Source organism: Pseudonocardia sp. ICBG162 (assembly GCF_020496225.1).
Taxonomy (GTDB): domain Bacteria; phylum Actinomycetota; class Actinomycetes; order Mycobacteriales; family Pseudonocardiaceae; genus Pseudonocardia; species Pseudonocardia alni.
This window is the reverse complement of sequence record NZ_JAHLJD010000013.1, coordinates 142985-162234: the sequence shown is the minus strand read 5'-3', so window position 1 is coordinate 162234 and position 19250 is coordinate 142985. Positions and strand designations below refer to the sequence as shown.

At 73.7% G+C, this 19250-nt stretch carries 18 protein-coding genes; 7 read left to right on the top strand and 11 right to left on the bottom strand.

Annotated features, from left to right (window positions below):
* Positions 1-26: 26 nt before the first annotated feature.
* Entirely contained in the window at positions 27-2249 is a 2223-nt protein-coding gene (locus tag KPL60_RS04100) for a cation-translocating P-type ATPase (protein ID WP_226364959.1), read from the top strand.
* Between the two features lie 25 nt (positions 2250-2274).
* On the opposite strand, the gene KPL60_RS04095 is transcribed toward KPL60_RS04100, so the two are convergent.
* The 3 genes from KPL60_RS04095 to pdxT form a co-directional block, all read right to left on the bottom strand.
* Entirely contained in the window at positions 2275-2748 is a 474-nt protein-coding gene (locus KPL60_RS04095) for a hypothetical protein (protein WP_226357379.1), read from the bottom strand.
* Between the two features lie 101 nt (positions 2749-2849).
* Complete coding sequence (locus tag KPL60_RS04090) at positions 2850-3014, bottom strand: hypothetical protein (RefSeq protein WP_226357380.1); 165 nt, start codon at positions 3012-3014, stop codon at positions 2850-2852.
* Between the two features lie 59 nt (positions 3015-3073).
* Positions 3074-3703, bottom strand: coding sequence for a pyridoxal 5'-phosphate synthase glutaminase subunit PdxT (pdxT, locus tag KPL60_RS04085; RefSeq protein ID WP_226357381.1), 630 nt, complete (start codon positions 3701-3703; stop codon positions 3074-3076).
* Between the two features lie 324 nt (positions 3704-4027).
* On the opposite strand from pdxT, the gene KPL60_RS04080 reads away from it, so the two are divergent.
* The gene (locus KPL60_RS04080) at positions 4028-4753 is read left to right on the top strand and encodes a hypothetical protein (protein ID WP_226364958.1); all 726 of its coding nucleotides are present in this window, start codon (positions 4028-4030) and stop codon (positions 4751-4753) included.
* 6 nt (positions 4754-4759) lie between these two features.
* Here KPL60_RS04080 and KPL60_RS04075 read toward each other — a convergent pair whose 3' ends face one another.
* The 3 genes from KPL60_RS04075 to KPL60_RS04065 form a co-directional block, all read right to left on the bottom strand.
* Positions 4760-6166 carry an NAD-dependent malic enzyme gene (locus tag KPL60_RS04075; RefSeq protein WP_226364957.1) on the bottom strand — a complete coding sequence of 469 codons (1407 nt, stop codon included), beginning with the start codon at positions 6164-6166 and terminating at the stop codon, positions 4760-4762.
* A 61-nt stretch (positions 6167-6227) separates the two neighbouring features.
* On the bottom strand, positions 6228-7502 hold the full coding sequence (locus KPL60_RS04070; RefSeq protein WP_226364956.1) for a DUF4032 domain-containing protein: 1275 nt from the start codon (positions 7500-7502) through the stop codon (positions 6228-6230).
* Positions 7503-8528 carry a LacI family DNA-binding transcriptional regulator gene (locus tag KPL60_RS04065; protein ID WP_226364955.1) on the bottom strand — a complete coding sequence of 342 codons (1026 nt, stop codon included), beginning with the start codon at positions 8526-8528 and terminating at the stop codon, positions 7503-7505.
* Positions 8529-8755: 227 nt separating this feature from the next.
* Here KPL60_RS04065 and KPL60_RS04060 point away from each other — a divergent pair, with 227 nt between their 5' ends.
* From KPL60_RS04060 to KPL60_RS04045, 4 genes are read left to right on the top strand one after another with little or no spacing between them, the layout of a single operon-like run.
* Positions 8756-10051, top strand: coding sequence for an extracellular solute-binding protein (locus KPL60_RS04060; RefSeq protein WP_226357387.1), 1296 nt, complete (start codon positions 8756-8758; stop codon positions 10049-10051).
* Positions 10048-11007 carry a carbohydrate ABC transporter permease gene (locus KPL60_RS04055; RefSeq protein ID WP_062395722.1) on the top strand — a complete coding sequence of 320 codons (960 nt, stop codon included), beginning with the start codon at positions 10048-10050 and terminating at the stop codon, positions 11005-11007. The genes KPL60_RS04060 and KPL60_RS04055 overlap by 4 nt, the downstream gene beginning before the upstream one ends.
* On the top strand, positions 11007-11840 hold the full coding sequence (locus KPL60_RS04050) for a carbohydrate ABC transporter permease (protein WP_062403183.1): 834 nt from the start codon (positions 11007-11009) through the stop codon (positions 11838-11840). Before KPL60_RS04055 ends, KPL60_RS04050 begins: the two co-directional genes overlap by 1 nt.
* A 33-nt stretch (positions 11841-11873) precedes the next feature.
* Positions 11874-13112: an ABC transporter ATP-binding protein gene (locus KPL60_RS04045; protein WP_226364954.1), complete on the top strand. Its 1239-nt coding sequence runs from the start codon at positions 11874-11876 to the stop codon at positions 13110-13112.
* Between the two features lie 88 nt (positions 13113-13200).
* On the opposite strand, the gene KPL60_RS04040 is transcribed toward KPL60_RS04045, so the two are convergent.
* Genes KPL60_RS04040 through KPL60_RS04030 form a run of 3 tightly spaced genes read right to left on the bottom strand, consistent with a single transcriptional unit; the run spans position 13201 to position 15697 of the window.
* On the bottom strand, positions 13201-14664 hold the full coding sequence (locus KPL60_RS04040; RefSeq protein ID WP_226364953.1) for a DUF2867 domain-containing protein: 1464 nt from the start codon (positions 14662-14664) through the stop codon (positions 13201-13203).
* 53 nt (positions 14665-14717) lie between these two features.
* Positions 14718-15026, bottom strand: coding sequence for an AzlD domain-containing protein (locus KPL60_RS04035; protein WP_226357392.1), 309 nt, complete (start codon positions 15024-15026; stop codon positions 14718-14720).
* Positions 15023-15697 carry an AzlC family ABC transporter permease gene (locus tag KPL60_RS04030; protein WP_226364952.1) on the bottom strand — a complete coding sequence of 225 codons (675 nt, stop codon included), beginning with the start codon at positions 15695-15697 and terminating at the stop codon, positions 15023-15025. The genes KPL60_RS04035 and KPL60_RS04030 overlap by 4 nt, the downstream gene beginning before the upstream one ends.
* Before the next feature lie 54 nt (positions 15698-15751).
* On the opposite strand from KPL60_RS04030, the gene KPL60_RS04025 reads away from it, so the two are divergent.
* Complete coding sequence (locus KPL60_RS04025; protein ID WP_226364951.1) at positions 15752-16312, top strand: helix-turn-helix domain-containing protein; 561 nt, start codon at positions 15752-15754, stop codon at positions 16310-16312.
* On the opposite strand, the gene KPL60_RS04020 is transcribed toward KPL60_RS04025, so the two are convergent.
* Both KPL60_RS04020 and pdxS read right to left on the bottom strand, forming a co-directional pair.
* On the bottom strand, positions 16313-18073 hold the full coding sequence (locus KPL60_RS04020) for a glycoside hydrolase family 16 protein (RefSeq protein WP_226364950.1): 1761 nt from the start codon (positions 18071-18073) through the stop codon (positions 16313-16315).
* 254 nt (positions 18074-18327) lie between these two features.
* Positions 18328-19245 (bottom strand): pyridoxal 5'-phosphate synthase lyase subunit PdxS, encoded by a 918-nt coding sequence (pdxS, locus tag KPL60_RS04015; protein ID WP_226357396.1) that lies wholly within the window; start codon positions 19243-19245, stop codon positions 18328-18330.
* Positions 19246-19250: the final 5 nt, after the last annotated feature.

The following is a 19250-nucleotide window of genomic DNA, read 5'->3' as shown; positions in this document are numbered from 1 at the left end:
GCACGACGAGCGAGACGAGCGAGACCGTGAGCACCGACACCGCCGGCCCGGACGCCACCGTCCACAGCGACGCCGCGGGCCGCATCCGCTTCGCCGTCCCCGCGCTGCGCGGGCGCACCGCGCTGGCCGTGGCCGTCGAGGACGAGCTGGACCACGTCGGCGGGGTGCGGCAGGTGCACGCCTACCCGCGCACCGGCAACGTCGTCGTCTGGTACCGCCCCGGCTGCGACCGCGTCGAGCTCGTCGAGGCCATCGGCAAGGGCCTGGGTGCCGAGCCGGAGGCCACCGCGGCCCGCACGCCGCGCTCGGCCGACCAGCACAACGGCGAGCTGGCCCGGCTGGTCGTCGGCGGGGTCGCGCTGGCCGCGCTCGGCTTCCGCCGCTACGCGCTGCGCCGCCCGCCGCTGCTCGGCCCGGCCAGCCGCACCGTCGCCACCGGCGTCACGATCTTCACCGGCTACCCGTTCCTGCGTGGCGCGCTGCGCTCGCTGGCCGGCGGCCGGGGCGCGGGCACCGACGCGCTCGTCTCGGCGGCGACCGTCGCCAGCCTCGTGCTGCGCGAGAACGTCGTCGCACTGACCGTGCTGTGGCTGCTCAACATCGGCGAGTACCTCCAGGACCTGACGCTGCGCCGCTCCCGGCGCGCGATCTCGGAGCTGCTCACCGGCGCCACCACCCGTACCTGGACCCGCACCGTCACCCCCGACGGCGGCACCGTCGAGGTCGAGGTCGACATCGCCGACCTGTCGGTGGGCGACGAGGTCGTGGTGCACGAGCGGATCGTGCTGCCCGTCGACGGCGAGGTCGTCGAGGGCGAGGGCGTCGCCGACCAGGCCGCGATCACCGGCGAGCAGCTGCCGGTCTCGGTCGCCCCGGGCGACACCCTGCACGCCGGGTCGGTGCTGCTGCGCGGCCGGATCGTGGTCCGGGCGACGGCCGTCGGCCAGGACACCGCGATCGGCCGGATCATCGACCGGGTCGAGCAGGCCCAGGACGACCGGGCCCCGATCCAGACCGTCGGCGAGAACTTCTCCCGCCGGTTCGTGCCCGCCTCGTTCCTCCTCTCGGCGCTGACCCTGGTCGTCACCCGCGACGTGCGGCGCGCGATGACGATGCTGCTCATCGCCTGCCCGTGCGCGGTCGGCCTGTCCACCCCGACGGCGATCTCCGCGGCGATCGGCAACGGCGCGCGGCGCGGCATCCTCATCAAGGGCGGCGCGCACCTCGAGGCGGCAGGCCGGGTCGACGCGGTGGTGTTCGACAAGACCGGCACGCTCACCCAGGGCCGCCCGGTCGTCACCAACGTCATCTCCTTCCACGACGACTGGTCGCCCGAGCAGGTCCTGGCCTACGCCGCGTCGTCGGAGATCCACTCGCGGCACCCGCTGGCCCAGGCGGTCATCCGCTCCACCGAGGAGCGGCGGATCGAGATCCCGCCGCACGAGGAGTGCGAGGTCCTGCTCGGCCAGGGCATGCGCGTCCAGGCCGACGGCCGGGTGCTGCTCATCGGCTCGCGCGACCTGCTCCGCGCCCAGGGCGTCACGGTGCCGCGCAAGGCCGCGGACTGGGTGCGGCGGCTGCAGAAGGCCTCGGAGACGCCGCTGCTGCTGGCCGTCGACGGGGCACTGGTCGGCCTGGTCTCGCTGCGCGACACCGTGCGGGCCGAGGCCCGTGACGTGCTGGACCGGCTGCGCGCCGACGGCGTCACCCGGATCGTCATGCTCACCGGCGACCACCCGCAGACCGCGAAGGCCGTCGCCGAGGAGCTCGGCATCACCGAGTACCGGGCCGAGGTCATGCCCGAGCAGAAGCAGGACGTGGTGCGGGCGCTGCAGGCGCAGGGCCACACCGTCGCGATGATCGGCGACGGCACGAACGACGCCCCGGCGCTGGCGCTGGCCGACATCGGGATCGCGATGGGCGTGGCCGGGACCGACGTGGCGGTCGAGACCGCGGACGTCGCCCTCGCCGCCGACGACCTCAACGCACTGCTCGACCTGCGCGACCTGGGGCGGCGCTCGATCACCCTGATCCGGCAGAACTACGGCATGTCGATCGCGGTGAACGCGGCCGGGCTGCTGGTCTCCGCCGGCGGGGCGATGTCACCGGTGGTCGCGGCGATCCTGCACAACGCCTCCAGCGTCGCGGTCGTCGCGAACAGCTCCCGGCTGATCCGCTACCGGATCCCCGCGGGGGTGGCGACGACCCTCGTCGAGGGTGAGGTCGTCGCCGGATCCCCGACCGCCTGAACCCCGCAGCCGGACCGGCGGCGGTTCAGCGCGCGGCCCGTCCGCCGGGACCACCGCGGTAGAAGGCCCGGGCGGCCGGGTGGAACAGCAGCGACATCGCGGCCACCACCTCGACGACGTGCAGGGCACGCAGGGACGCCGCGAGGAGCTCGGCGCTGCTCGCGTCGGCGAGGAAGCCCGCGACGGTGGTGCCGGCCGCCAACGCGCGCAGCGGCTCCGCCACCAGGGACGCCGTCCCGAGCAGCCCGAGCACACCGACCACCGTCCAGCGGTGCACCGCCGACCCGGACCGCAGCTGGACCACCAGCACCACCAGCACGGTGTACACCGCGCTCCGGAACGCGACCTCGGCGCCGCTGGGCGGGAGCGGACCGGCCAGCCGCACGAGCGTCTCGCTCAGTCCCGCCAGTAGCGCGCCCAGCCACAGCACGACGCTCGCCACCACCGCACCGGGCGGCGGGGCCGGGCGCAGCGCGGTCGGGTCGACGAGGAGGGACACCCCATCACTGTCCCCGCGGCGGACGGCCCGGCCCACACGGCACGCCCCCGGGTGGCCCTGGGGAATCCCCCACCCCGGGTCCGGTTCCCCGCGCGCGGGGACTAGCGGGGTCCGGCGCCCGCCCGGCGCTTCGCCGCGCCCCAGACGGCGGTGCCGACGAACAGGACGACCCCGATCACCGTCAGCCAGAACAGCCCCTTGACCACCAGGCCGAGGACGGCGAGCACCAGCCAGACGACGAGCAACACACCGATGAGAACGAGCACTCTTCAACCGTACGCCGGTGCAACGGTGCCGTGCGTGGCCGCGACCGGCCGCGGGCGGGTCAGCCCGCCGCGGCGCGCACCATGTCCACGAACAGCCCGTGCACCCGGCGGTCCCCGGTCAGCTCGGGGTGGAACGAGGTGGCGAGCACCGGGCCCTGCCGGACCGCGACCGCGCGCCCGGCCGCCTCACCGGCGTCGGCACCGGCGCTGGTGACGTCCGGGACGGAGGCGAGCACCTCGACGTCGCCGCCGGTCTTCTCCACCCACGGGGCGCGGATGAACACCGCGTGCACCGGACCACCGGTGAGCCCGGTGAACTCCAGGTCGGTCTCGAACGAGTCGACCTGGCGGCCGAAGGCGTTGCGCCGCACGACGACGTCGAGACCGCCGAGCTGGTGCTGGTCGGGGCGGCCGTCGAGGATCTCCTCGGCCAGAAGGATCATGCCGGCGCACGAGCCGTAGGCGGGCAGCCCGTCGCGCAGCCGGGCCCGCAGCGGCTCCAGCAGCTCGAAGGTGTCGAGCAGCTTGGACATGGTCGTCGACTCGCCGCCGGGCAGGACGATGCCGTCCACCGTGGCCAGCTCGGACGCACGGCGGACCGGTACGGCCTCGGCGCCCGCCGCGGTCAGCGCCGCCACGTGCTCGCGGACGTTGCCCTGCAGGGCCAGCACACCGATCCTCACCGCCATGCCCGCCAGCCTAGACCCGTGCGACCTGCGGTAACCGCCCGTCCGGGGGTGAGCCGCGGCACCGTACGGCGGTGCCGCGGCCCGGGGTGCGGGACGGATCCTGGGTTCCCGCGCGGTGCCGGGCACGGTCCGCCCGGGGACACGGGGGTGGGGCGTCATGGACATCGGAGCGACGGTGCGGGTCTTCCGGGCCGACCCCCTGGCCGCGCCGGGCGACCCGGTCCGGGCACCGGCGCACCCGCCGACCGACGGGGCGGCATCCCCGGGCGCGCCGGTCCCGGACGGCACGCCACGGCGGGTACCCGACCGGGCCGGTGAACCGGTGTGTGCCCCGCGCTGACCCCACCGTCGGACGGCACCGCGCCGGACGTCGCGGGCGTCGTCGTCGGCTGGCGGTGCTGGCGTGTCGCGGGCCCGGCCACCGCGCCGCGGCTGCGCTCCCCGGTGCACGTGGCCACCGAGTGGCCGCCCGGTGGGGCCCTCGCCGCGCACTGCGAGCTGCGCGGACACGAGGCACCGGACCCGGCCTGCACCTGCGGGGTGCACGCGGTCCGCGACCCGGCCCGGGTCGGCGGCGTCGGGTTCGGTCCCGGCACCGTGCTGGGCTGCGTCGCGCTGTGGGGTCTCGTCGTCGAGGGCGAGCACGGCTGGCGGGCCGGCGCCGCGGCACCGCTGGTGCTGTTCTGCGGGCCCGCACTGGGCGACCCCGAGCGCAGCGGGCTGGCGCGGACCTACCGGGTCGGGGTGCACCGGCTGCCGCTCCCGGTCGCGGCCACCGTCGAGCTACCGCTCCCGGTCGCGACGGCGGGCGCGGTCCGGGCCGCCGCCGCCGACGGCCGGGGCCTCGACGACGCCGCGGCCGCGTTCGTGACGGCCGTGCCCGTGCCGGACGCCCCGGCGCGCCCGGTGCGCGTGCCGCGACCCCGCCGGTTCGCGCTCGGGACGACGGCGGTGCTGGCCGTGCTCGCCGCGGCGGCGGCCTCCCCCGTCGAGCACCTCCCCGTGCCCGGGCCGGTGCCCGCGCCGCCCGGGGTGGTCGTCCCCCGGTGAGCCGGGTCAGCCCGCCTCGACCTCGCCGCGCTTCGCCTGCTTCGCCGCGGCACCGCGCAGCGCCTCGGCGACGGCCGGGGCCACGCTCGTGTCGAACACGCTCGGCACGATGAACGACGGGTTCGGCTCGGCGACGACGTCGGCGATCGCCTCGGCCGCGGCGAGCATCATCTCGTCGGTGATGTCGTGCGCCTGGGCGTCGAGCAGCCCGCGGAACACACCGGGGAACGCGAGCACGTTGTTGATCTGGTTCGGGTAGTCCGACCGGCCGGTCGCGACGACGGCGGCGTGCTTCATCGCCAGCGTCGGGTCGACCTCGGGGTCCGGGTTGGCCAGCGCGAACACGATCGAGTCGTCGTTCATCGACCGCAGCTCGTCCTCGCCGAACAGGTTCGGCGCACTGACCCCGATGAAGACGTCGGCCCCGACGAGTGCGTCGGCCAGGGTGCCCCGCTTGCCGCCGGAGTTGGTCTGCGCGGCGATCGAGACGAGGTTGTCGTCCATCCCCTCGCGTCCGGTGTGGACGATGCCGTCCACGTCGACGGCGACGACGTCGGCGGTCTGCTCCGAGCCGAGCAGCCGGATGATCGCCGAGCCGGCCGCGCCGACCCCGCAGACGACGACGCGGATGTCGGAGAACTTCTTGCCGACCACGCGCAGCGCGTTGCGCAGCGCGCCGAGGACGACGACGGCGGTGCCGTGCTGGTCGTCGTGGAAGACCGGGATGTCGAGCAGCTCGCGCAGCCGGCGCTCGATCTCGAAGCAGCGCGGCGCGGCGATGTCCTCCAGGTTGATGCCGCCGTAGCCGGGGGCGATCAGCTGGACGGTGCGGATGATCTCCTCGGTGTCCTGGGTGTCGAGGCAGACCGGCCAGGCGTCGACGTTGGCGAACTGCTTGAACAGCGCCGCCTTGCCCTCCATCACCGGCATCGCCGCGGCGGCGCCGATGTTGCCCAGACCGAGCACCGCGGACCCGTCGGTGACGACGGCGACGGTGTTGCGCTTGATCGTCAGGCGCCGGGCGTCGGACGGGTTCTCCGCGATCGCCATCGACACCCGCGCGACGCCCGGGGTGTAGGCGCGCGACAGGTCGTCACGGGTGCGGAGGTTCACCTTGGACCGCACCTCGATCTTGCCGCCGAGGTGGAGCAGGAAGGTCCGGTCCGAGACCTTGCGGACCGAGAAGCCCTCGAGCTGCTCGATGGCGGTCTTGATCTCCTCGACGTGCTCGGTGTTGCGGGCGTTGACCGAGATGTCGACGACGAGACTCTCGGTGCGTGCCTCGACGACGTCGAAGGCGGTGACGACGCCACCGACCTGGCCGACGGCGGCGGTGAGGTCACCGGCCGAGGTGGGGTGGGCGGGGGCGTCGACGCGTGCGGTGATGGCGTAACCGGGACCGGGAATGGACACGGCCCGGAACAGTACCGCCGGGAGTGTGGTTACCGTGGGGTCAACGATGTGACGACGCGCGTCACCGCTCGTCGGCGTCGTCCGCGGGGATCCGGGGCAGCGGCCCGGTGGGGGCGTCGGCGACGGCCATCTTCGCCGCCGAGTCGGTCGGGGCGTGCCCGCCGAGCGCGGCGAGCGCGGCGTCGTTGCCGACGTCGGCCCCGGCCCGCTCGGACAGCAGCCAGCGCACCTCCAGCAGGTCGCAGTAGGCCTGCACGGCGTCGCCCGCGCCGCCGAGCGCGGCGTGCGCCCGCGCGGACCCGGGGTCGAGGCAGTGGTCGATCCAGCTGCGGGCCGCGGCGCGTTCGGTGACCGGGTGGCCGGTGCGGCGCTGCATCCAGTCGCGGTGGGCGTTGAGGTCGCCGAGCAGGATCCGGGCCTGGCCCTCCCCCACGCCGACGCCGGTCAGCCTGCGCAGCGTCTCGGAGTGGTAGTTGCGGTCGCCGACGGCGATGTGCAGTCGCGACCGGCCGTCGCCGACCGGGAGCAGGGACACCTCGTCGACGGCGAAGCCCAGGTCGTTGAGCTCGCGGATGGCGCCCTCGACGCGGTAGCGGTCGCCGAAGGCGAAGACCGGCGAGGTGTGCAGCGCCTCCCACAGCTCCCGGTAGCGCTCGGGCAGGGCGGTCGCCTCGTCGATGAGCTGCGGGATCATCTCCGGCGGGCGTTCCAGCGAGGTCGCGAGGTCGATCATCCCGGCGGCGATGTTCTCGACCAGGATGGTCACGTCGTGCTCGCGCTGGCCGTCGGACAGGCCGTCCGGGTGCACCTCGCTGGTCTCGGCGTCGACGAGGAAGGCCTGCAGGGTCTGCCCGTCGCGGGTGAACAGGGTGTTGTTGAGCGAGCAGTCGCCCCAGAACACGCCGTGCCGGTGCAGCTCGACCAGCAGCGAGATCATCGCGTCGAACAGCCGGGCGCGGTGCCGCGGCCGGTTCGGGGGCAGCCGCAGGAACAGCCTGCGGTACTGCCAGGACCCGCTCAGGTACCGGGTCACCAGGATCGCGGTCTCGTGCGCGGGCTGGTTCACCAGCCCGGCCGGGCGGACCGCGGGCAGGCACTGGTGCTCGAGGCGGCGCAGCACGTCGTACTCGCGACGGGCGATCCGCTCCGGCATGTCCTTGAGTGCCCACAGTGCACCGTCGGCCTCGACGAACCGGACCAGGTGCCGGCTCGGGCCGACCTCCATGTCGCGCAACGGGACCCGCGTCTCGTCCCACTGTTCCAGCGGCTCGTTCCAGGGCAGCGCGATCAGCTCGGGGCCGGGGGCCCGCAGCACCAGCTCCGGCGGCGCGTCCATTCAGGACACCCCCCGCGCGCCGCGGGCCGGTGGGGCGGTGGAGCCGCGGATGACCAGCCGGGTCGGCAGGGTCGCGAGCGGCTCGACCGGCTCGCCGGCCAGCGTCGCCAGCGCCATCCGGGCCGCGACGGCACCCTGCTCGGCCGCCGGCTGGGCCACGGTGGACAGATCGGTCAGCGCGGCCAGCGGGTGGTCGTCGATGCCGATGACCGACACATCGCCGGGCACCGCGAGCCCGGCCCGGCGCAGCGTGCCGACGGCGCCGAGGGCGACCTCGTCGGTGTGGGCGTAGACCGCCGTCGGCGGGTCGGACAGCCCGAGCAGCTCCCCCATCGCGCGCGCCCCGCCCTCCGGGCTCCAGGGCACGCTCACCGTCAGGGCGGGGTCGTACTCCACGCCGGCGTCGGCGAGCGCCGCCCGGTAGGCGGCGGCACGCCCCTCGGGCTGGCCCGGGTCGAGCTCCGGGTCGGTGGTGACGATCATCCCGATCCTCCGGTGTCCGAGGTGGAGCAGGTGGTCGACGGCCTGCCGACCGGCGACGCACTCGTCGATCGACACCGAGGGGTGGTTGCCGATCCGGGTCCCCGCCGACACGATGCCGACGCCGATCCGCTCCAGCCGGGCGCGCTCGGCGTCGTCGACCCCGAACCCCAGCAGCACGACGGCGTCGGCACGCCGGCGGGCGGGCAGCTCGGCGAAGAACGCGCGCCGGGCCGCGGCGTCGCCCAGGTGGTAGAGCAGCACGTCGCGCCCGGCCTCGCGCAGCACGTCGGACAGCCCCTCCAGCGCGGCCCCGAACCACCACCGCGACAGGTGCGGGACGACGACGGCGATCCGCCCCGTGGTGCCCCGCGCGAGCCCGGAGGCGTCCGGGCTGACGACGTACTCCAGGGCGCGCGCGGCCTCCCACACGCGGGCGCGGGTGGCCTCGGCGACGTGGGGGTGATCGCTGAGCGCGCGTGACGCGGTGGCCGGTGAGACCTTGGCCAGCCGGGCCACGTCGGCCAGGTTGACCGGTTCGGGCACGACACATGTATGCCCAAAGCTGGAAGCGATTGCAAGAGCGGATGTTATCCGACTGCGCTGGACCATCGCCTGTCGATCAGTAAGGATCGTCGCCGACCAGCCCGACTGCTGTGAGCCTTGACACTCCCGAGTGAAAGGCTCACAGTCTCGGTTGGAAACGCTTCCAACGTCGCCGACGAGCGACGGGACACAGCAGCGGTATCGGACACGGGAGTTCGGAGTTGACCATGCGTCGCACACGGTGGAGGAGGACGCTGGCCGCCGGTGCGGCCACCGTCGCCCTCGCCCTGCTGGCGGGCTGCGGAGGCGCACCCGCGGGCCCGCCGGTCCTCAACTGGTACATCAACCCCGACGACGGGGGGCAGGCGGAGATCGCCCAGCGCTGCTCGGCGGCGTCGAACGGGCAGTACCAGATCGCGGTGTCGGTGCTGCCGCGCCAGTCCGCGGAGCAGCGTCAGCAGCTGATCCGCCGGCTCGCGGCCAACGACAGCTCGATCGACATCATGTCCATCGACCCGCCCTACATCCCCGAGTTCGCCGAGGCGAAGTTCCTGGCCCCGGTGCCCGAGGAGGTCGCGCAGCGGACCACCGCCGGGATCGTGAACTCCGCGAAGGAGGGCGCGAGCTGGAACGGCAAGCTGGTCACGGTGCCGTTCTGGGCCAACACCCAGCTGCTCTGGTACCGCAAGTCGCAGGTCGCCGGCACCGGGCTGGACCTGTCGAAGCCGGTCACCTGGGACCAGGTCGTGCAGACCGCGCAGGCCAAGAACTCGATCATCGCCGCGCAGGGCATCCGCGCGGAGTCGCTGACCGTCTGGCTGAACGCGCTGGTCGAGGGCGGCGGCGGGCAGATCGTCACCAACGCCTCGCCGCAGAACCCGGAGGGCGTCCAGCTCGGCCTGGACTCCCCCGCCGCGACGAAGGCCGCCGAGATCATGAAGGCCGTCTCGGCCGTCGGCGGTCCCGGCTTCTCGACCAACTCCGAGGACGAGAACTCCAACGCCTTCCAGTCCGGTGACGCGATGTTCCAGGTCAACTGGCCGTTCGTCTGGGGCAAGGTCAACAGCGCCGTCGAGGAGGGGACCGTCCCGCAGTCCACGCCGGACGACTTCGGCTGGGCGCTCTACCCGCAGACCGAGGCCGGCAAGCCCTCGGCCCCGCCCTACGGCGGCATCAACCTCGGCGTCGGCGCCTTCAGCAAGCACACCGACCTGGCCTACCAGGCCACCGAGTGCATCACCTCGACCGAGAACCAGAAGCAGTACTTCCTCACCAACGGCAACCCGGCCGCCCGGATCTCGGTCTTCACCGACCCGGACGTGGTGAAGAAGTTCCCGATGGCCAAGGTCATCGCGCAGTCGCTGCAGCAGGCCAAGCCGCGCCCGCAGACGGCGTACTACAGCGAGGTCTCCGAGTCCATCCAGCGCACCTACCACCCGACCGCGGGCATCGACCCGCCGACCGTCGGCCCCGCGACCGCCGCGCTGATCAAGGCGGTCCTCGCCAAGGAGGAGCTGCTGTGACCACGACGACCGAGCGGCCCGGGACCGGGACCGGGGCCTCCCCGGCCCCGCGCGGTGCCAGCGACCGCAGCCGGGCCGAGCAGAAGCTCGGCTGGTACCTCGCGGGCCCGGCGTTCGCCGTGATGCTGCTGGTGACGGCCTACCCGATCATCCAGGCCGTCTACTACTCGCTGTTCGACTACCGGCTGACCGACCCGGACAACATCTCCTTCGTCGGCCTGAAGAACTACGCGGTCATCCTCACCGACTCGATCTGGTGGACCTCCTTCGGCGTCACAGTGTTCATCACCGTGGTCACCGTCGCGGTCGAGCTGGTGCTGGGCTTCCTGCTCGCGCTGGTCATGATGAACGCGCTCAAGGCGATCCGGCCGGTGCTGCGCGCCGCGATCCTGATCCCCTACGCGGTCATCACGGTCGTGTCGGCGTTCGCCTGGCAGTACGCGTTCTCCCTCGACTCGGGCTTCGTGAACTCCTGGTTCGGCTGGCTGCCCGGGATCTCGGCCGACACCGACTGGTTCGGCTCGACCGGCTCGTCGCTGTTCGTGATCTGCCTGGCCGAGATCTGGAAGACCACCCCGTTCATCTCGCTGCTGCTGCTCGCGGGTCTGGCCCAGGTGCCCGACGTGCTGCAGGAGGCCGCCCGCGTCGACGGCGCGACCTGGTGGCAGCGGATGTGGAAGGTCACCCTCCCGAACATGAAGGCGGCGATCATGGTCGCCCTGCTGTTCCGGACCCTGGACGCGTTCCGCGTGTTCGACTCGGTGTTCGTGATGACGGCCGGGGCGAACAGCACCGAGACGGTGTCGTTCCTGGCCTACCGCCAGACCATCGCCCGCGTCGAGATCGGGCTCGGCTCCGCGGTGTCGGTGCTGCTGTTCCTGTCCGTCGTGATCATCTGCATCGGGTTCATCAAGGGGTTCAAGGTCGACCTGTCCCAGGCCCGAGGGGAGAAGTGATGTCCACCCGCGAGAGAGTCCTCTGGATCGTCGCCGGCATCGCGATCGTCGTCTACGCCCTGTTCCCGGTGGGCTGGATCGTGTCGCTGTCGCTGAAGTCGAGCGACGACATCGCCAACAAGCAGTTCCTCCCGACCTCGGTGTCGTGGAGCAACTACGAGCAGATCCTCGTCGGGGACGCGGCCGGGCTGTTCCTGCCCGCGCTGCGCAACTCCTTCGGCATCTGCATCATCGCGACGTTCCTGGCGTGCGTGCTGTCGATGTTCGCCGCCTACGCGATCGCCCGGCTCGACTTCCGGGGCAAGAAGCTGATCCTGTCGACCGCGCTGGCGGTGGCGATCTTCCCGGTCATCTCGATCGTGACGCCGCTGTTCAACCTGTGGCGCCAGATCGGGCTCTACGACACCTGGCCCGGCCTGATCATCCCCTACCTGTCGCTGACCCTGCCGCTGTCGATCTGGACCATGTCGGCGTTCTTCCGCGAGATCCCGTGGGAGATGGAGCAGGCCGCCCAGGTCGACGGCGCCACCACCTGGCAGGCGTTCCGCAAGGTGATCGTCCCGCTGGCGACGCCCGGGGTGTTCACCACCGCGATCCTGGCGTTCTTCATCGCCTGGAACGACTTCGCCTACGGCATCTCGCTGACCTCGACCGGCGCGTCCCGCCCGGTCCCGGCCGCGCTGGGCCTGTTCTCCGGGGCCTCACAGTTCGAGTCGCCCAACGGCCCGATCGCCGCCGCCGCCGTGATCGTGACCATCCCCGTCGTCGTGCTCGTCCTGCTGTTCCAGCGGCGCATCGTCGCCGGTCTGACCAACGGCGCCGTCAAGGGCTGACACCCCGTACACAGAGAGAGGAACCGACCGGCCATGGCGTCGATCGAGATGAAGAACATCGTCAAGAAGTACGGGGACGGCTTCCCGGCCGTGAACGACGTGAGCATGGACATCGCCGACGGCGAGTTCATGATCCTCGTCGGCCCGTCCGGCTGCGGGAAGTCGACACTGCTGCGGATGATCGTCGGTCTGGAGGACATCACCTCCGGCGACATGGTCATCGCCGGCAACCGCGTCAACGACAAGGCCCCGCGGGACCGCAACCTGTCGATGGTGTTCCAGAACTACGCGCTCTACCCGCACCTGTCGGTCTTCGAGAACATCGCGTTCCCGCTGCGCCTGGCCAAGGCGCCCGAGGACGAGATCAAGCAGAAGGTCGACACCGCGGCGAAGGTCCTGGAGCTGCAGGAGCACCTGCAGCGCAAGCCCGCGAACCTGTCCGGCGGCCAGCGCCAGCGGGTCGCGATGGGCCGTGCCATCGTCCGTGACGCCGACGCGTTCCTGTTCGACGAGCCGCTGTCCAACCTGGACGCGAAGCTGCGCGGGCAGATGCGCACCGAGATCGCCCGCCTGCAGCGCCGCCTCGGTATCACCACCGTCTACGTCACGCACGACCAGACCGAGGCGATGACCCTCGGCGACCGGGTCTGTGTCCTGCGCAAGGGCGTCATCCAGCAGGTCGCCTCGCCGCGCGAGCTCTACGAGCAGCCGGTCAACCTCTTCGTCGCCGGGTTCATCGGGTCGCCGCCGATGAACTTCCTGCCCGCGACCGTGGCCGGGAACAAGCTGGAGACGCCGTTCGGCCCGATCGAGCTCGACGCCGCGCGCGCAGAGAAGGTCGCCGGGCGCGAGCTGGTGCTGGTCGGCATCCGGCCGGAGTACTTCGAGGACGCGTCGCTGGTCGACGAGGCCAAGAAGCACGTCGGGTCGACCTTCACCGCGAAGGTCGACGTGACCGAGTGGCTGGGCGACTCGCAGTACGCCTACATCCCCTATGAGGCCCCGGCCGAGGTGGAGACCAAGCTCAAGGAGCTGTCGCGGGAGCTCGACGCCGATCAGCTGCGCACGCAGGCGATCGTGTCGATCGACTCGACCAGCCGGATCCGCGAGGGCCGCGACGCCGAGTTCTGGCTGGACGCGCGCAAGATCCACGTGTTCGACCCGGAGTCGGGCGAGAACCTCACCCGCGACCCCGAGGCCGGAGCCGAGCTGACCCGGCTCGCGGCCGAAGACCGCGCCGAGCAGGTGGCGCAGGCCCGCGGCGAGGGCTGAGCCTGTCCGACCCCCGGGGGCGCCTCCGTGACGCACGACGTCACGGGGGCGCCCCCGGTGCCGTCCCCGGTGTCGCGGCGGGGACGGGTCAGAGGGCGCGGACGTCGCGCCGGTAGCGGGTCTCGGCGACCCCGGCCAGCGTCCGGGCCATCACCGCGAAGACGAAGCGCTGCGACGGGTAGGCCGCCAGCCATCCCAGCCGACCGGCCATCCCGCGCGGGGTGAACCGCAGGGTCTGGGTGTACCGGCTGGTCAGCCGGTCGGTCGGGGTGACGGCGAGCTCGAGCCGGGCGTCGCCGGGGAGTCGGTCCGCGGCACGCAGCACCAGCCGCCGCCCCGGCTCGACCGTCTCCACGGTCCAGCGGTCCAGCGGCTCCCCCGGGACGAGGCGGGCCGGGCCGTCGCCGTGCCGGCGCGGGACGACACCGGGACCGCCCGCGAGGACGTCGAGGTGACCGGTCAGCGTCGCGACGCCCGGGACGGTGTACCAGCCGTGCGGGCCGCCGAGCGTCTCGATCACCGACCAGACGGCGCGGGCGGGGGCGGCCACGTCGTGGGTGTCGGTCGTCGACCACTCCAGCGGACCGCTGCCGGGCGGGTCGGACGGTCCCGGCCCGGCCGCGCCGACGCCGTCGAGGGCACGGCGGACCGCCGTGCGGTACGGGGTCCGTCCACCGGGCGGGGTGCCGATGAGCGCGTCGAGGGCCGCGAGGTCGTCGGGGTCGGCCACCAGCTCGTGGCGCATCGACTCGACCAGCGGCTCGGCCAGGCCCCGGCCGACCGGGGTGAGCGCGGCGACGGCGCGGGCGGTGAGCCGCGGCGCCGACAGGGGGACGGGCACCGGGAACGGCCGCAGCAGCCCCGCCTCGGCGGCGAACTCGCTCATCAGGGACCGGTAGGTGTGCACGTCGGGGCCGCCGACGTCGAACGCCCGGTCCACCCCGGCGGGCAGGTCGAGGCAGCCGACGAGGTCGTACAGCACGTCGTCGACGGCGATCGGCTGGATGCGGTTCCAGGCCCGGTCGGGCAGCGGCAGGACCAGCGGACCGCCCATCGCGGTCTCGGTGAGGTGCCGGATCATCTCGAAGCTGGCCGAGCCGGTGCCGACGACGATCCCGGCCCGCAGCACGGCGGCCGGGACCGGACCGGCGAGCAGGATGTCCCCGACCTCGCGGCGCGACGACAGGTGCTGCGACACCCGCAGGGTGCCGGCCTCGGGCTGCAGCCCGCCCAGGTAGACGATGCGGCGCACGCCGGCCGCGGCGGCGCCGTCGGCCAGCGCGTGCGCGGCGGTGCGGTCGCGGTCGGCGTAGCCGGGGCCGTCCATGGCGTGCACCAGGTGGACGACGGCGTCGACGCCCGCACAGGCCCGGCGCACGTCGGCCGGGGTCCGGGCGTCGCCGCGCACGGCGTCGACCGCCTCGCCCCACGGGTGCGCGGCCAGCTTGCCCGGGGTGCGGACGAGCACCCGGACGTCGTGGCCGGCGTCGAGCAGGCGCGGGACGAGCCGGGAGCCGACGTAGCCGGTGGCGCCGAGGACGAGCACGTGCATGGGCTGATCCTCGCGGTCCCCGGCGCCCGGCGCGCGCCGGGGTGACGACCGGCTCAGGCGATCCCGGCCAGCCGCAGCCCGGCCGTCGTCGCCGCGGCGAGGACGACGACCAGCACGAACGGCACCCGGAGGACCAGCGCACCGGCGGCCACGGCGACCCCGGCCGGGCGGGCCCAGCCGGCGAACCCGGCGCCCTCGAACCAGGTGCCGGTGGCGACGAGCGCGACGAGCAGCCCGACCGCGCCCAGCTCGACCAGGCGCACGGTGCGCGGGGACAGGGTGACCCGGTCGTGCAGGACGAGGGGCAGCAGCCGCATGAGGTAGGTGCCGCCGGCGAGGACGAGCAGCGCGGCGACGGTCACGACTCCTCCTCCGTCCGCCCGGCGGCGGTGACGCCGAGCAGCCCGGCCAGCACGGGCAGGCCCGCCGGCAGGAACGGGGCGCAGGCCAGCGAGACCGCGGCGGCGGCCGCACCGACCCGGCGGGCGTCGACCCGGCGCAGCATCGGGACGAGCATCGCCAGCATCGCCGCCGGGAAGGCGGCGTCGAGGCCGAACGCGGCCGGGTCCGGCACGCTCGCGCCGAGCACGAGACCGGCCGCGGTGCCGAGCTGCCAGGACACGTACTTGACGACGCCGAGGATCCGGAACGCGCGCCACCCCCGGCCGGGGACGTCCGTGCGGGCCAGCACGAACGCCGTCGACTCGTCGGTGACGACGTGTGCCGCGGGCACCCGCGCCCAGCCCCCGCCCAGGTGCCGGGCCAGTGCCAGGCCGAACGGCAGGTGCCGCAGGTTGAGCACCAGCCCCGCGGCGACGGCGGCCCACACGCCTCCCCCGGCGGCCAGCACCCCGGTGACGAGCAGCTGGGCGCCGCCCGCGAACACGAGCAGCGACATCGCCATCGTCATGGCCGGGGACAGCCCGGCGGCCGGCGCGAGCGCGCCGAACGACACCCCGACGACGGCGACGGCCACCGAGATGGTGACGGCGTCGCGGACGTCCCCGCGGGTCGTTCGCTGTATCGAACGCATGCCCGATACAGTGAACAACGATGCCTGTGTTCGTCAAGCCGAACGAGGAGACCGATGGACCGAACGCCTGGGCCGCCGCTCGCGACGATCGCGGCGGCGATCCGCCGGGAGCGCGAACGCCTCGGGATCTCCTCGGCCGAGCTGGCCCGCCGGGCCGGGATCGCGAAGTCGACGCTGTCGCAGCTGGAGGCGGGGACCGGGAACCCGAGCGTCGAGACGCTGTGGGCGATCGCCGTCGTCGCGGGGGTGCCGTTCAGCGCGCTGGTGGAGCCGCCGTCGTCGCCGGTGCGGGTGGTGCGCTTCGCCGACCGTCCCGCGATCCGGTCGGAGGAGGCCGCGTACACCGGAGCGCTGCTGTCGCCGTGCCCGCCGGGCGCCCGCCGCGACCTGCACCTCATCACCTGCGAGCCCGGGCCGGCGCGGACGGCGCACGCCCACTCCCCCGGCACCGTCGAGCACATGGTGGTGTCCACGGGCCGGTGGAGCGTCGGACCGGACGACGAGCAGATCGAGCTCGACCCGGGTGACCACGTCACCTTCCCCGCCGACCGGCCGCACAGCTACCGGGCGCTCACGCCGGGTGCCACCGCGGTGCTGGTGATGGAGTACCGCTGATCAGGTGCCGCTGGCGCCGCGGGTCGCCGAGCCGGGCTCGCGGTCCGGGCCGCCCTCGGTGATGCGGTGCAGCAGCCCGTCGAGGAGCCCCTCGTCGTTGCCGCCCGCGTCGCCGGAGTCGTCCCCGCCCTTCTCGGACTCGGGCAGGGCGTACTGGCGGACCCAGTCGACCTGCATCTCCGAGGGCTTCACGTCGCCGCCGCCCTTGGGGAACCAGTCGAGCTGGATCGTCAGGTGCATCGGCCCGGGGGGCAGGACCGAGGTGTCGTCGGTGTGCCACCACTGCTTGCCGTCGACGAAGGCGGTCACGCCCTTCGGCGTCCACTCGACCGCCCAGTTGTGCCACTGGGTCGCGTCGATGTCGACCGAGCCCTGGACCTGGGAGTTGTCCTCGCCGTAGTGCAGGAACAGGTTGGTCTTCTGCCGGGTGTGGTCGGTCATCTCCATGAAGTCGATCTCGCCGCCGACCGGGAAGTTCTCGGCGGTCGGCCAGAGCAGCAGCAACGCGTTGTACGACGGGTCCGACGCGGGCGCCCGCACCCGGCCCTCCCAGCGGCCGTACTTCTGGCTGCTGTCGGACCAGGCCATGCCGCCGGTGGTGCCGTCGGCGTCGCCGTCGATGGTGAGCAGACCGTCCTTCACCGAGATCGCCGACGGGGAACGGGTCCCCTTGCCGGCGTGGCCGGGGCCGTCGTAGGGGCTCCAGCCCGTGAGGGCGTCGCCGTCGAAGTCGTCGACCTTGGTGGGCTCGCCCCAGTCGTGCGCGACGGCGGCGGTGGTCGCCGCGCCCGGGTAGGACGGGACCGCCGGGGTAGCCGGGGCCGCGCCGGCGGCGCAGTCCGCGGGGGCGGGGGCCGCGCCGGGGGCCGGCTCGCCGGCCGGGGTGGTCGCGGCGCCGCCGGGTGCCGTGCCCGGGGTCCCGTTCGCCGAGGTCGTGTCGGCGGGTGAGCCCGGGGCGCCGGCCTGGTCGCCGGCCGAGCCGGCCTGGTCGCCCTGGTCTCCGGCCGAGCCGGCCTTGTCACCCCGGTCGCCGGCCGGACCGCGGTCGCCGCTCGACGCGCCGTCCTCGCCCGATGTCGTGTCGTCGCCCGAGCCCGTGTCGGGGCTCGTGTCGCCGCCGGAGCCCTGGTCGTCGCCGGAGCCCTGGTCTCCGCCCGGTTTCCGGTCGCCGCCGGAGTCCTGCCCCTTGTCGCCGGTGCCGGAGTCGCCCGCGCCCGATGTCGTGTTGCCGGAGTCCCCACCGGAACCCGAGCCCTGGTCCGAGCCGGACCCGGAACCGCGGTCGCCCCCCGAGCCGGACCCCGCGTCGTTCCCCGAGCCGCCCGATCCCGACGGTCCCCCGTCGCCGCCGGAGCCGTCGCCGTCATCGGACCCGGAGCCGGAGCCGGAGTCGTCGCCGCTCCCCGAGCCGCCGTCGTGCCCCGACCCGTCGCCGGAGGAGCCGTGGTCACCACCGGAGGAGCCGTGGTCGTCCGAGGAGCCGTGGTCGTCGCCCGAGCCGCCCGCGGAGGGGCCGTCCCCCTCGGGCCCGGCCGCCCCGGGAGTGGCGGAGGCGCCGGGCTTCCCCGACCCGGCGCCTCCGTCACCACCGGTGGCCGGACCACCCGAACCGGCTCCCCCACCCGGGGCGACACCCGTCGTGGGGCAGTCCGCGGTCGTCGTCGTTCCCGGTCGGCCGTCCCCGGTGTCCGCGAACGCCGCAGCCGGAAAGCTGATCAACATCGCGGCGGCGATCGCCACGACCCTCACAGAGCGTCCCATCAGGCTCCTCCGTAACAGTGGTCTCCTGATCCCCACGGAACGCTAGATGCCACAGAGTCACCATGAGCACCTGTGTCACCACATCGAGTAGGCAACCCCTCCACCGAGCGACCGCGGACCGTGGCCGGAACGGACACCCCACGCGTCCGAGGGACCGATCGGGTCACCGGACCGTGGCCCGCACCCGGGCGGGAACGACGAGAGCCCCGTCCGGCGGTGTGCCGGACGGGGCTCTCGGGGCGGAACGGGGGTGCTTACCAGCCGCGAGCGGCGTAGCGCTGCTCCTCGGGGATGTCGGCGATGTTGATGCCGACCATGGCCTCACCGAGACCGCGGGAGACCTTGGCGATCATCTCGGGGTCGTCGTGGAAGGTCGTGGCCTTCACGATCGCCGACGCGCGCTGCGCCGGGTCGCCGGACTTGAAGATGCCGGAGCCGACGAACACGCCCTCGGCGCCGAGCTGCATCATCATCGCGGCGTCGGCCGGGGTCGCGATGCCACCGGCGGTGAACAGCACGACCGGCAGCTTCCCGGTGCGGGCCACCTCGGCGACCAGCTCGACCGGGGCGCGCAGCTCCTTGGCCGCGATGTAGAGCTCGGCGGCGTCGAGCGAGGCGAGCCTGCCGATCTCGGCGCGGATCGAGCGCATGTGCCGGGTGGCCTCGACGACGTTGCCGGTGCCGGCCTCGCCCTTCGAGCGGATCATCGCCGCGCCCTCGGAGATGCGGCGCAGGGCCTCACCGAGGTTGGTGGCACCGCAGACGAACGGGGCGGTGAAGCTCCACTTGTCGATGTGGTGCGCCTCGTCGGCCGGGGTCAGCACCTCGGACTCGTCGATGTAGTCGACGCCGAGGGACTGCAGGACCTGGGCCTCGACGAAGTGGCCGATGCGGGCCTTCGCCATGACCGGGATGGACACGGCCTCGACGATGCCGGTGATCATGTCCGGGTCCGACATGCGGGCCACGCCGCCGTTGGCACGGATGTCGGCCGGGACGCGCTCGAGGGCCATGACGGCGACGGCCCCGGCGTCCTCGGCGATCTTGGCCTGATCCGGGGTGACGACGTCCATGATCACGCCGCCCTTCAGCATCTCGGCCATCCCGCGCTTCACCCGCGCGGTGCCGTGCTGCGGACCGGCGGTGTCGGGGGTGTTCTCAGCTGCGGACACGGGTG

Coding starts and splice junctions, on each gene's coding strand:
- KPL60_RS04050 (WP_062403183.1), top strand. CDS start 11,007: ATGTCCACCCGCGAGAGAGTCCTCTGGATCGTCGCCGGCATCGCGATC.
- KPL60_RS04070 (WP_226364956.1), bottom strand. CDS start 7,502: ATGGACGCGCCGCCGGAGCTGGTGCTGCGGGCCCCCGGCCCCGAGCTG.
- KPL60_RS04025 (WP_226364951.1), top strand. CDS start 15,752: ATGGACCGAACGCCTGGGCCGCCGCTCGCGACGATCGCGGCGGCGATC.
- KPL60_RS04020 (WP_226364950.1), bottom strand. CDS start 18,073: ATGGGACGCTCTGTGAGGGTCGTGGCGATCGCCGCCGCGATGTTGATC.
- pdxT (WP_226357381.1), bottom strand. CDS start 3,703: ATGGCGGTGAGGATCGGTGTGCTGGCCCTGCAGGGCAACGTCCGCGAG.
- KPL60_RS04040 (WP_226364953.1), bottom strand. CDS start 14,664: ATGCACGTGCTCGTCCTCGGCGCCACCGGCTACGTCGGCTCCCGGCTC.
- KPL60_RS04045 (WP_226364954.1), top strand. CDS start 11,874: ATGGCGTCGATCGAGATGAAGAACATCGTCAAGAAGTACGGGGACGGC.
- KPL60_RS04030 (WP_226364952.1), bottom strand. CDS start 15,697: ATGCGTTCGATACAGCGAACGACCCGCGGGGACGTCCGCGACGCCGTC.
- KPL60_RS04060 (WP_226357387.1), top strand. CDS start 8,756: ATGCGTCGCACACGGTGGAGGAGGACGCTGGCCGCCGGTGCGGCCACC.